Source organism: Thalassolituus sp. LLYu03, from assembly GCF_050507655.1.
In the GTDB taxonomy this organism is placed as follows: domain Bacteria; phylum Pseudomonadota; class Gammaproteobacteria; order Pseudomonadales; family Oceanobacteraceae; genus Venatoribacter.
In genome coordinates this window covers 3,795,454-3,807,463 of record NZ_CP191496.1, presented here as the reverse complement: position 1 = coordinate 3,807,463, position 12,010 = coordinate 3,795,454, and the positions used below count along the sequence as shown (strand labels likewise).

At 58.6% G+C, this 12,010-nt stretch carries 14 protein-coding genes; 8 read left to right on the top strand and 6 right to left on the bottom strand.

Going from position 1 to position 12,010, the window contains the following annotated elements:
• Positions 1–13: 13 nt before the first annotated feature.
• From rpmG to radC, 3 genes are all read right to left on the bottom strand, one after another.
• A complete protein-coding gene (gene rpmG, locus ACQUQU_RS17025; RefSeq protein WP_145467589.1) occupies positions 14–172 on the bottom strand; it encodes a 50S ribosomal protein L33 in 159 nt (52 codons plus the stop codon).
• A gap of 11 nt (positions 173–183) precedes the next feature.
• Complete coding sequence (gene rpmB / locus ACQUQU_RS17020; protein ID WP_430460905.1) at positions 184–420, bottom strand: 50S ribosomal protein L28; 237 nt, start codon at positions 418–420, stop codon at positions 184–186.
• A gap of 185 nt (positions 421–605) precedes the next feature.
• On the bottom strand, positions 606–1,280 hold the full coding sequence (gene radC / locus ACQUQU_RS17015) for a RadC family protein (RefSeq protein ID WP_430460904.1): 675 nt from the start codon (positions 1,278–1,280) through the stop codon (positions 606–608).
• A 63-nt stretch (positions 1,281–1,343) separates the two neighbouring features.
• On the opposite strand from radC, the gene coaBC reads away from it, so the two are divergent.
• From coaBC to slmA, 5 genes are all read left to right on the top strand, one after another.
• Positions 1,344–2,579: a bifunctional phosphopantothenoylcysteine decarboxylase/phosphopantothenate--cysteine ligase CoaBC gene (coaBC, locus tag ACQUQU_RS17010; protein ID WP_430460903.1), complete on the top strand. Its 1,236-nt coding sequence runs from the start codon at positions 1,344–1,346 to the stop codon at positions 2,577–2,579.
• 4 nt (positions 2,580–2,583) lie between these two features.
• A complete protein-coding gene (gene dut, locus ACQUQU_RS17005) occupies positions 2,584–3,039 on the top strand; it encodes a dUTP diphosphatase (protein ID WP_430460902.1) in 456 nt (151 codons plus the stop codon).
• A gap of 61 nt (positions 3,040–3,100) precedes the next feature.
• Positions 3,101–5,587 (top strand): phosphomannomutase/phosphoglucomutase, encoded by a 2,487-nt coding sequence (locus ACQUQU_RS17000; protein ID WP_430460901.1) that lies wholly within the window; start codon positions 3,101–3,103, stop codon positions 5,585–5,587.
• A gap of 110 nt (positions 5,588–5,697) precedes the next feature.
• A complete protein-coding gene (argB, locus tag ACQUQU_RS16995; protein WP_430460900.1) occupies positions 5,698–6,600 on the top strand; it encodes an acetylglutamate kinase in 903 nt (300 codons plus the stop codon).
• 11 nt (positions 6,601–6,611) lie between these two features.
• Entirely contained in the window at positions 6,612–7,232 is a 621-nt protein-coding gene (gene slmA / locus ACQUQU_RS16990) for a nucleoid occlusion factor SlmA (RefSeq protein ID WP_430460899.1), read from the top strand.
• 75 nt (positions 7,233–7,307) lie between these two features.
• Here the strand turns inward: slmA and ACQUQU_RS16985 are convergent, their stop codons facing one another.
• Together ACQUQU_RS16985 and pyrE are read right to left on the bottom strand one after the other, a co-directional pair.
• Positions 7,308–8,006 carry a hypothetical protein gene (locus ACQUQU_RS16985; protein WP_430460898.1) on the bottom strand — a complete coding sequence of 233 codons (699 nt, stop codon included), beginning with the start codon at positions 8,004–8,006 and terminating at the stop codon, positions 7,308–7,310.
• Between the two features lies 1 nt (position 8,007).
• On the bottom strand, positions 8,008–8,655 hold the full coding sequence (gene pyrE, locus ACQUQU_RS16980) for an orotate phosphoribosyltransferase (RefSeq protein WP_430460897.1): 648 nt from the start codon (positions 8,653–8,655) through the stop codon (positions 8,008–8,010).
• 152 nt (positions 8,656–8,807) lie between these two features.
• On the opposite strand from pyrE, the gene ACQUQU_RS16975 reads away from it, so the two are divergent.
• On the top strand, positions 8,808–9,581 hold the full coding sequence (locus ACQUQU_RS16975; RefSeq protein ID WP_430460896.1) for an exodeoxyribonuclease III: 774 nt from the start codon (positions 8,808–8,810) through the stop codon (positions 9,579–9,581).
• Between the two features lie 61 nt (positions 9,582–9,642).
• Here the strand turns inward: ACQUQU_RS16975 and rph are convergent, their stop codons facing one another.
• The gene (gene rph, locus ACQUQU_RS16970) at positions 9,643–10,359 is read right to left on the bottom strand and encodes a ribonuclease PH (protein WP_430460895.1); all 717 of its coding nucleotides are present in this window, start codon (positions 10,357–10,359) and stop codon (positions 9,643–9,645) included.
• Between the two features lie 134 nt (positions 10,360–10,493).
• Here rph and ACQUQU_RS16965 point away from each other — a divergent pair, with 134 nt between their 5' ends.
• Both ACQUQU_RS16965 and gmk read left to right on the top strand, forming a co-directional pair.
• Complete coding sequence (locus ACQUQU_RS16965; protein ID WP_430460894.1) at positions 10,494–11,357, top strand: YicC/YloC family endoribonuclease; 864 nt, start codon at positions 10,494–10,496, stop codon at positions 11,355–11,357.
• Positions 11,358–11,372: 15 nt separating this feature from the next.
• The gene (gene gmk / locus ACQUQU_RS16960; RefSeq protein ID WP_430460893.1) at positions 11,373–12,005 is read left to right on the top strand and encodes a guanylate kinase; all 633 of its coding nucleotides are present in this window, start codon (positions 11,373–11,375) and stop codon (positions 12,003–12,005) included.
• Positions 12,006–12,010: the final 5 nt, after the last annotated feature.

Below are 12,010 nucleotides of genomic sequence, written 5' to 3'. Positions count from 1 at the left end.
AAGCAAAAGAAGCTTACTTAATTTTGGCTTCTTTATACATCACGTGCTGACGAATCACAGGATCAAATTTTTTGATCTCCATTTTCTCAGGCATGGTGCGCTTGTTTTTGTCAGTGGTGTAGAAGTGGCCGGTACCGGCACTGGACACCAGACGGATCTTATCGCGTGGCATAACAGGTCTCCTTAGACTTTTTCGCCGCGGGCACGCAGATCGGCCAGAACGGCGTCGATGCCCTTCTTGTCGATGATGCGCATGCCTTTAGTGGAAATACGCAGACGAACAAAACGGTTTTCGCTTTCTACCCAGAAGCGGTGATGCTGCAGGTTAGGCAGGAAGCGGCGTTTGGTTTTGATTTGTGAGTGGGAAACTTTGTTTCCTACTGCAGGCCCTTTGCCTGTGATTTGGCAAACCTTAGACATTGATCTTCGCCCCGATTCTTGAATGTATCGAACACACTGGAAAATTCGTTACCAACCGTGGGCGTTAGTCACCATTTTGGAGACCGAGGACGACCCTGGCTGAAATGAGCTGCGCTTTATACCAGAAGCCCCAGGGGGGAGCAAGCGAAAGTCTATTTTTTATACGAATCGGGAGGCCTGACAGGTTACATCCACCCGCGTTCGGCAAATGAGACCGCATAACCGTCGCCGATGACCAGATGGTCCAGCACGCGAATGTCCACCAGACCCAGCGCCTGCTGCAACCGTACCGTAATCGCACGGTCGGCCTGACTGGGCTCGGCAACACCCGACGGATGGTTGTGCGCCAGAATCACCGCCGCTGCGCCATTGGCCAGCGCCTGCTTCAGAACCTCTCGCGGATAAACCGCGGCGCCGTCGATGGTGCCGGTAAAAAGCTCCTGATATTTGAGCACCCGGTGCTGATTATCAAGAAACAGACAGGCGAAGACTTCGTGATCCCGGTCGCGCAACTGCGCCTGCAGATACAACCGGGTCAGTTCCGGGCTGGTCAGCGCATCACTGCGCTGCAGTTCTTCCGCCAGATGCCGTCGTGCCATTTCCAGCACCGCCTGCAGTTGCGCGAACTTGGCAGAACCCAACCCCAGAGGCGCGCAAAACGTTTCTTCATCCGCGGTCAGCAACGCCCGAAGGCCACCAAAGCGCTGCAACAGGTCGCGGGCCAGATCCACAGCACTTTTGCCTTTCACCCCTGTACGCAGAAAGATGGCGAGCAATTCGGCGTCTGTCAGTGTGCGGGCGCCGCGGCTGAGCAGCTTTTCCCGTGGCCGGTCTTCCGCCGGCCAATGGCAGATTCCCATACCTACCTCCCTGTAGGTCTGTGTTATATACTCGAGACCACTCAATTCAGCATAAAAAGCGCCATGCAACAACTCGCCAACAAGCGTATTCTGCTCGGAATCACCGGGGGAATTGCCGCCTATAAATCCGCCGAACTGGTGCGGATGATGAAGAAAGCCGGAGCAGAAGTTCGTGTCGTAATGACGGCAGGCGCCATGGAGTTCATTACTCCGCTGACCCTGCAGGCTCTGTCCGGCAACCCGGTTCACCACGAACTGCTCGACAGCGATGCCGAAGCCGGCATGGGTCATATCGAACTGGCCAAGTGGGCAGATCTGGTAGTGATCGCCCCCGCCTCCGCCAACTTCATTGCCCGCCTGACTCAGGGCATGGGCGATGACCTGCTGACCACCATTTGTCTGGCTACCGACGCCCCACTGGCGCTGGCGCCTGCCATGAATCAGGCCATGTGGCGCGATCCGATCACGCAAGCCAATCTGGGACGCCTGATCGATCTGAAAGGCAGCAAATTATTTATCTTCGGTCCGGCCGAGGGGGTGCAGGCCTGTGGCGACAATGGACCGGGACGCATGCTCGAACCGGCCGAAATCGCTGAACGTGCCGCCGACCTGTTTGAGACCGGCGCTCTGGCCGGTATCCGCGTAGTCATCACGGCCGGTCCGACCCGCGAAGCGCTGGATCCGGTGCGTTACATCTCCAACCACAGCTCCGGCAAGATGGGCTACGCCATGGCCGTCGCCGCGCGCGACGCCGGTGCCAGCGTGACCATTATAAGCGGCCCGGTGAACATCCCGGCACCCGAGCGCGTCACCATTGTTGATGTCACCAGCGCCCGCGACATGCTGGAAGCCTCCCTTGCCCAGCTGGGTAATTGCGACATTTTTATCGCCAGTGCGGCGGTCGCCGATTACCGCCCGCTGTCACCGGCGTCGCAGAAAATCAAAAAGAGCGGCGAAACGATCGAGCTGACGTTGGTGAAGAACCCGGACGTTGTCGCCACCGTGGCCAACCACGAACTGCGCCCGTTCACCGTGGGCTTCGCGGCCGAAACTCAGGATGTGGACCTTTACGCACGCGGCAAGCTGACGGCCAAGAATCTGGACATGATCATCGCCAACGATGTGTCGGGGCCGGAAATTGGTTTCAACAGCGACCTCAACGCCGTGACCGCCTTCTGGGATGAGAATCAGCAAAGCTTTGCACCGCGCACCAAAAGCAGCCTGGCCTTCGATCTGATTGATCTGATCGCCCATCGCTACCAGCACACCCGCGACAACAACACGACAGAAACGGAATAAACGCATGCACAAACTTCAGGTAAAACTGCTGGACGAGCGTCTGGGCAACAGCATTCCCATGCCGGAATACGCCACGTCCGGTTCGGCCGGACTCGACCTGCGCGCCTGTCTCGACGCCCCCCTGACCCTGCATCCGGGTGAAACTCAGCTCATCCCAACCGGTATGGCCATCTATATTGAAGATGAAGGCCTTGCTGCCATGATCCTGCCGCGCTCTGGTCTGGGTCATAAACACGGCATCGTGCTGGGTAATCTGGTCGGTCTGATCGATTCCGATTATCAGGGCCAGCTGATGGTCAGCTGCTGGAACCGCGGCAAAGACAGCTTCACCATTGATATCGGTGAACGCATTGCCCAGCTGGTTCTGGTGCCTGTGGTACAGGCCGAGTTCAGCATCGTCAGCGAATTTGCCGCCACAGACCGCGGCGAGGGCGGTTTCGGCCACACCGGCCGGGGCTAAATGATCACAGGGCCGGCCTGAGCGTCACCGGACCAGACAGCCAGAGAGAAAGGAAGCTTCCATGAGCAGTAATGTCCGTCCGCCAAAGCGCACCATCATTTTTTACAGCCGCATCACCATCTGGCTGGCCCTGTTGTTCATCACCGGTGGCATGGCGGTACAGAGTGTTCAGGTGAACCTGATTACTCAGTCCGACGTCGACAAGGCCTTTTCTGAAGCCATGGCGGAGCAAATGTCGCACGCCCTGAGCACGCGCCTGCAGGACACCCGCCGTCTGCAAACAGCTGCCACCAATCACCCGTTTACCCTGCAGGCGCTCGACATGGACGATGTCGCCTGGCGCTCTACCCTGAGGCAGTTCCTGCCCGGCGTCAGCTCGCTGCGTCTGATCCGCCGCGATGAAGCCATGGGTCTGCAAACCACGCACGGCTATGCCGTACAGGAGCTGGTCAGCCGTACCCTGAATGGCGCCGACATGCGCATGGAAGCCGTGATGCGTGACGGCGCGCTGCATTTTTACTGGGCCTCCCCGATCCGTAACGAGCTGAAACAGATTACCGGCGTCCTGCTGGCGGAATACGGCTCCAACTGGCTGGCACAATTTCAGGCTGGCACCAGCCAGAAACTGGGGCAGGTGGTGGTGAACCAGTATGTGGATAACGACCGTGCGCACGGCCTTGAGATTTTCCGCATCGGCGACAACCCAAAGCGCCCTGGCACCATCATTACCCGCCCGATCAATGACTTCTGGTACCTCACCTACATTCCATCCGATGAGCGCCCGCAACTGAGCGTTATGCCCTTGGTTACCCCCTGGCTGATAACACTGGTCGCAACCCTGATCGGCCTGTTCATCATGGTGGGCATGCAGAAGCGCGACATCCTGCGCAATCAGCTCAAGCTGCTGACCTATGTGCGCGCCCTCAGCCGTCGTGGCGAGGATGAGCGTCCAAAATTCACGCTGGCGATCTTCCATGAGCTGGCTGATCACATGCAGCATCTGATCAATACCATGCGCCCCATCGCCGCCGCGCCTGCGAAAAATGAGGGCGCCCGGGAAAAAGTCGACATTTCGTTCGAACAGCCGCGTAAAACGAATGCACCACGCACCGTCAGCAGCTCAGCGCCGCTGCCGGGTCTGATGGTCGAGGAAATGGAACACGAGAACGTTCCGGTGATCAGCCAGGACATCTTCCGTGCCTATGACATCCGCGGCATCGTCGGCAAAGACCTGACCGCCGACACCTGTTACTGGATTGCCCGTGCCGTCGGTGCCGAAGTCCGCGAACGTGGCCTGAAGAAAATCAGTCTCGGCTGGGACGGTCGCCATTCCAGCCCGGAACTGGCCAAAGAAGTTCAGCGCGGTCTGGTCGACAGCGGTTGCGACGTCATCCGCCTCGGTGCGGTGCCGACTGGCCTGCTGTATTTCGCCACCCACGAAACCGACGCCAGCAGCGGCATCATGATCACCGGCAGTCACAATCCGGCCGAGTACAACGGCCTGAAAGTGGTAATCGACCAGCAGACCCTGATGGCCGATGAGCTGATGATGCTCTATCACCGCATCGCCCGTGGCGATCTGCCGAAAGGCAATGGCTTCAGTGAAGACCGCCGCCTGCATCAGGAATACGTCAGCCGCATGGAAGGCGATATTCAGATTGGCCGCGACCTTAAGATTGTTATCGACGCCGGCAACGGCATCGCCGGGCCGTTCGCCAAAGCCCTGATGGATCAGCTGCATATCGAGGCTGAATGCCTCTATTGCGACGTCGACGGCTCATTCCCGAACCACCACCCGGACCCATCCATTCCGGAGAACTTAGCGGCTCTGCAGGCCGCCGTTACCAACAGCGGCGCCGATCTGGGCATCGCCTTTGACGGCGACGGCGACCGCGTCGCGCTGGTCGACAATACCGGCAAGATCATCTGGCCGGACCGCCTGCTGATGTTGCTGGTCGAAGATATCCTGCCGCGTAACCCGGGACGTGACGTGCTGTTCGACGTGAAATCCTCACGCCATCTGAGCACCCTGATCAGCCGCCACGGCGGCCGGCCGACGATGTGGAAAACCGGCCACTCGCTGATGAAGCGCAAGATGAAAGAAACCAACGCTGTCGTAGGTGGTGAATTCAGCGGCCATTTCTACATTCAGGATCGCTGGTACGGCTTTGACGACGGTCTGTATACCGCAGCCCGTCTGCTTGAGCTGCTGAGTCAGCGCGGGCAGAGTGTCAGCGAGGTCTTTGCCGCCCTGCCGGAAGACACCAGTACGCCGGAAATTACCATCGCCACCACCGACCAGCGTAAGTTCAGTCTGATGGAACAACTGGCCAAAGACACAGAACTGACCGCTGGCGCCCGGGTGTTCAGCGTCGACGGTGTACGCATTGAGTTTGCCAATGGCTGGGGCCTGATCCGGCCGTCGAACACCACGCCGAAACTGACCCTGCGTTTCGCCGGTAACGACAGTGCCGCCATTGCCCAGATTCAGGCGCGGATGAAGCAGGCACTTACCCGCCACGCACCGGAACTTAACGTTCCGTTCTGAGCAAAGTCTCAATTCCCGTTGGTGCCGCCGCCAAGGTTAACGCTATAATGCGGCGCCAATGAGAATCCCTCAGCAACCCCATTTTCCAGCTTCACTGAAGGAGCCCGCCCATGCCACTGTCGCGTGAAAACGCCATGAACGCCACCAAAGTTCTGAGCGAAGCACTGCCGTATCTGCAGCGCTTTGTGGGTAAGACCATCGTGGTGAAATACGGCGGTAACGCCATGATCGACGTCGAGCTGCAGAACAGCTTCGCGCGCGACATGGTGATGCTGAAGCTGGTTGGCATTAACCCGATCGTGGTGCACGGTGGCGGCCCGCAGATTGGTGATCTGCTGCAGAAACTGAACATCGAAAGCAAGTTCGTGAACGGCATGCGAGTGACCACCAGCGAAACCATGGACGTGGTGGAAATGGTACTCGGCGGCCTGGTGAACAAGCAGATCGTGAATCTGATCAACCAGAATGGCGGCAAAGCCATCGGTCTGACCGGTAAAGACGGCCAGCTGCTGCATGCCCGCAAACTGCATGTGACCAAAAATTCTCCGGAGCTGGAAAAGCCGGAAATCATCGACATCGGTCACGTTGGCGAAGTGTCACGCATCAATACGCAGGTGCTGGACATGCTGACCCAGAGCGATTTCATTCCGGTGATCGCGCCGATTGGTGTGGGCGAAGACGGTTCTTCCTACAACATCAACGCCGACCTGGTGGCGGGTAAAGTGGCCGAAGTGCTGCGTGCTGAAAAACTGATTCTGCTGACCAACATCGCCGGTCTGATGGACAAAGAAGGCAAGGTACTGACCGGCCTGACCACCAAGCAGGTAGACGATCTGATCGCCGACGGCACCATCTACGGCGGCATGCTGCCGAAGATCCAGTGTGCGTTGGATGCAGTACATGCGGGCGTGACCAGTGCGCACATCATTGATGGCCGCGTATCGCACTCCACTCTGCTCGAACTCTTCACTGATGAGGGTGTTGGTACCCTGATCACCAACCGCCGCAGCTGACGGAGAGACGGATGACCGAGACCGCCGACAAGCTGTCGCGCCGCGATCAGATTCTGCAGGCTCTGGCGCACATGCTGGAAACCAATCCGGGCGCCCGCATCACCACGGCCAGCCTGGCCAAGGCGGTGGGCGTATCGGAAGCGGCGCTTTACCGCCACTTCCCCAGCAAAGCCAAGATGTTCGAAGGCCTGATCAGCTTCATTGAAGAGACGGTATTTTCGCGCATCAACCGCATCCTGCAGGACTTTGAGCTGGCCGATCAGCGTTGCGAAAAAACCCTGACGCTGGTACTGACCTTCGCCGAGAAGAACCCGGGCATGTGCCGCCTGCTGTCCGGCGACGCCCTGTCGGGCGAAACCGAACGCCTGCGTCAGCGCATCCAGCAGTTCTTCGACCGCATCGAGATGCAACTGAAGCAGATTCTGCGTGAAGCTGAGATGCGCGAAGGCAAAGTGCCGCTGCAAACCGCCAGCGCCGCAGCCAACCTGCTGACCGCCGTGGTCGAAGGCCGCATCCGCCAGTACGTGCGCAGCGAATTTGCAGCCATGCCAACCCAATACTGGGATGAGCAATGGTCACTGCTGGCACCGGCACTGCTGCGCGAGAAAAACCTCGCCAGCGTGACGGTCTGAAAAGCAGATTCTGCCCCATAAAAAATCCCGGCCATGCCGGGATTTTTTATGGGTGCAAAGGTACCGTTCAGGCCATCACTTGCTGGCCGGTGCCGCCTTGCTTTCACGCTCAGCCAGCACCTGGTCGACTTTGTCGAGATCCACTTCATCGTCCAGCACGCCAGGCTGGTACACCTGCAGAATGCGCACCCGCTCGTACTGGTCCGCGTACTGGCGGGTCACCTCACCCAACTCCTGCTGACGGTTGCGGATGTTGTCTTCGGAGTCACGGATACCGTTCTGCAGCTGCACGATTTCCAGACGGATATCGGCCGGTACTTCGAGTCCCTTACGTTCGATATTCGCTGCCTGCGCCTGTGACTTCTCCAGCTTCTCTTCAAGGTCAGTAATGCGGCGACGCTGCAGCTGGATGTACGACTCAATTTCGTCGGCCTTGCGCTGACGGGCACGCTCAACGTCTTTCGGTTTGGCGTACAGACGCAGCAGGTTCATGTCTTTCTGACGCTGTTCAGCGATCGCGTCCTGACGGGCTTTCTTCGCCGCTTCTTCGGCTTTGCGCTGCGCCAGCTCATCGGCGGTGGGGGCCGGGGCTACGGTTTTGATCACCATGCCCTGCTTGTTCAGGACGTCGTAGCCCAGGTGGCTGTATTCGGCCGGCACGTAGTCTTTGACCACGATCTGACCGTCAACGTTGAACCGGTACAACTTGTTGGCGTACACAGGCGCTGCCACCAGCAGTCCTGCCAACGCCAACATCCCCACCACTGACTTCATGTTATGAAACTCCGTACTGATCCCGGTAAGCACTGATGGCCGCTGCGTATTGCTTGAGCTCAGGCTTCTCTGACACATAGTCGAGCACCTGGTTCAGGCCCACGATGCTGATGACTTTCATACCAAAATCGCGCTCAACTTCCTGAATAGCGGAAAGGTCACCCTGACCTTTTTCCTGACGATCGAGGGCAATCAGCGCCGCGGCAGGTGTCGCCCCTTCGGCGGCGTTGATCATGGCCATGACTTCACGGATGGCCGTGCCGGCGGTGATCACGTCATCGACAATCACTACGCGGCCTTTCAGTGGAGCACCGACCAGATTGCCGCCTTCACCGTGAGTTTTGGCTTCTTTGCGGTTAAAAACGTACGGCATGTCTTTGCCGTAATGATCCGCCAGTGCAACAGACAGTGTCGCAGACAGTGGAATGCCCTTGTATGCAGGCCCGAAAATCACATCGTATTCAATGCCGGAGTCTTCCAGTGCCGCCGCGTAAAAACGGCCCAATTTGGCCAGCGCCACACCGGTGTTGAACAGACCTGCATTGAAGAAGTATGGGCTGATACGCCCGGATTTCAGGGTAAATTCGCCAAATTTCAGCACGCCCTGAGCGATGGCAAATTCGATAAAGTCTTTCTGATAAGCTTGCATACGATACCTGAGTGATTTCCGGCTACGCAGCATCAGGGGTTTCCTATACTGACAGTCTTGCCGGGGTGGAGGGTTCCGGGAGCTTCCTGCCAGATTTACCCGCTTTCCTGAGGATGCGGTATCATACACGCTCAATCAGTTGGGAACCATTTATGAGGATCATCAGTTTACACGTCAACGGCCTGCAGCAAGCGGTAGAAAAGGGGTTGTATACCTGGCTGCAGACTGCCGGCGCCGATGTGGTAGCCATTCAGAATATTCAGGCCAAGGAATATCAGCTGCCCGATTCGGTCGTGTATCCGGAGGGCTACAACGCCTACTTCTTCGATGCCGAAGCCGATGGCTATTCCGGCGTGGCGATCCTGACCAAAGAAGTGCCTAAAGCCATCATGACCGGTCTGGCCTTCACCCAGTGTGACGTGCAGGGCCGTTTCATTCAGGCCGACTTCCCGCACGTCAGCGTGGGCTCCATCCTGTTCCCGGCGGTTGACCAGTTCAATACGCTGGAAGACAAGCTGGCGTTTCAGAAAGCGTTTCTCGACCACCTGAACAAAACCCGCCGTAAGCGCCGTGAGTTTATCTTCTGCGGCAACTTCGAAGCCGCCCACAAAACCGTGGATCTGGCCGACTGGCAGGGTAATCAGCAGACACCGGGCTTTCTGCCGGAAGAACGCGCCTTCTTCGATCAGATGTTCGGCCCTGCAGGCTATGTCGATGCTTTCCGTGAAGCCAACTTCGGTGAGAACCAGTACACCTGGTGGCCGGATGCCGACAGCGCACGCCGCAACCTCAATGGCTGGCGCAAGGATTACCAGATCTGTACACCGGGTATCCGTCAGTTCGTGGTAGAAGCCAAGCTCGATACCAACCTGCGCTTCGGCGACCACGCCGCGGTGATGGTGGAGTACGAGTTCGACGACGAGTGATCATCACTCAGACACAAAAAAGGCGCCGGATGGCGCCTTTTTTGTTGCCTGCCGGCAGCGCTTAACCTTCCAGCGCGGCCTTCTGCACAGCCGACAGCTCACCGATGGCTTTCTGGGCCAGTGCCAGCATGGCGTTCAGCTCGTCCGCCGAAAACGCTTCGCCTTCCGCGGTACCCTGAATCTCCACGAATCCGCCTTTCTCGGTCATGATCACATTCAGGTCGGTTTCGGCGCTGGAGTCTTCAACGTAATCCAGATCCAGCACGGCTTCGCCTTTGTAGATGCCCACAGACACAGCCGCGATCATCTGCTTCAGCGGCTCGCCTTTCACCTTGCCGTTCTTTTTCAGCCAGGCGATGGCATCGGCCAGCGCCACACAAGCACCGGTAATGGACGCTGTACGGGTACCGCCGTCGGCCTGAATGACGTCACAGTCGATGGTGATGGTGTTTTCACCCAACGCTTCCAGATCGATTGCTGCGCGCAGGCTGCGGCCGATCAGGCGCGAAATCTCGACGGTACGGCCCTGCTGTTTGCCCTTGGCCGCTTCACGCAGCATGCGCGAACCGGTGGAGCGCGGCAGCATGCCGTATTCCGCCGTCACCCAGCCCTGGCCTTTACCACGCAGGAACGGCGGCACGCTGGTCTCTACCGAGGCGGTGCAGATCACTTTGGTGTCACCGAACTCCACCAGCACAGAACCTTCGGCGTGTTTGGTGAAGTTGCGGGTGATACGCACATCGCGCAGCTGATCGGTCTGACGGCCACTGGGTCTCATAGGCGGGGTCCTTACATCGGAGGTCGTTGAATAGTCTTGGGGCGGCATTATAGCGGCAAACGGCGGCGACAAAACCGTGCGACGTGAAGCGTCAGCCCGTACAATGCGCGCAACGCCAATCGGGAGACTCCGTTATGGTCTGCAGTATGACCGCCTTTGCCCGCGCCTCCGCCGACTGCGCTGAGGGTATTTTCACGTGGGAAATCCGCTCGGTGAACAGCCGCTATCTGGAACCGCATTTCCGCCTGCCGGATGCCTTCCGTGATCTGGAACCCCTGCTGCGTGAACGCCTGAAGAAAGCCATCAGCCGCGGCAAGATTGAGTGCGGCCTGCGCTTTCAGGGCCAGGTCAGCAGCGAACGCCTGACCGTCAACCATGACATGGTGCGCGAACTCAGCCGGGCCGCGGACGAGGTGCACGCCATTATCGGACCGGGCAATGCCATGAACGTGCTTGAAGTGCTGCAATGGCCGGGCGTGCTCGGCGGCGCAGAAGCCGACAGCAAAGCGCTGCAAAGCGCCGCACTGCAGGCCTTCGATGCCTGTCTGACAGCCCTGACTGACACCCGCGCCCGCGAAGGCGCCGACCTGTCTGCCCTGATCAGCCAGCGCCTGCAGCGCATGGACATCCTGGTCGCCGAGGTTCGCAAGGCCATGCCGGAAGCACTGGCCGCGCAGAAGCAGCAACTGCTCGACCGCTTCGCCGACCTGCAACTGACTGTTGACCCGTCACGCATCGAAAGTGAAATCGTGCTGCTGGCGCAGAAAGCCGATGTGGCCGAAGAGCTCGACCGCCTGAGCACCCACATGCAGGAAGTGACGCGCAATCTGAATCTGGACGAACCGGTCGGCCGGCGCCTCGATTTTATGATGCAGGAACTCAACCGTGAGGCGAATACGCTATCCTCAAAATCACTAACCACCGGCATTACGCAGGCGGCGGTCGAGCTGAAAGTGCTGATCGAGCAAATGCGTGAGCAGGTTCAGAACATCGAATAAGCACCGGCAGTTTTTATGAACGAATCCAAAACCATGATCGGCACTCTGTTTATCTTTTCCGCTCCGTCCGGCGCCGGCAAAACCAGTCTGGTAAAAGCCCTGCTGCAGAGCACCGGCTACATTGGCGTGTCCGTGTCACACACCACCCGTGCACCGCGCCCGGGCGAGGTTGACGGTAAAGACTATCACTTCACCACCATTCCGGATTTTCAGGCCATGGTGTCCCGCGCCGAGTTTCTGGAACACGCGCAGGTGTTCGACAACTACTACGGCACGTCACAGGCGTGGGTAGAATCCGAGCTGGCCGCCGGGCGCGATGTGATTCTGGAAATCGACTGGCAGGGCGCCCAGCAGGTTCGCCACCTGATGCCGGATACAGTCAGCGTGTTCATCGCTCCGCCATCCATCGAAGCCCTGCGCGAACGCCTGCAGAAGCGCGGACAGGATAATCCGGAAATTATCGAGCGCCGCATGCGCGACGCCCGCAGCGAGATGAGCCATTACGGCGAGTACGACTACCTGATCATCAACGACAACTTCGAAAACACCGTTGAAGAACTGCGCTCCATCATCATCGCCCGCCGCCACCGTCTGGCCGCTCAGCAAGTCCGCCACGCGGATGCGCTGAAGAACCTGCTCGGCCAGTAAGCACG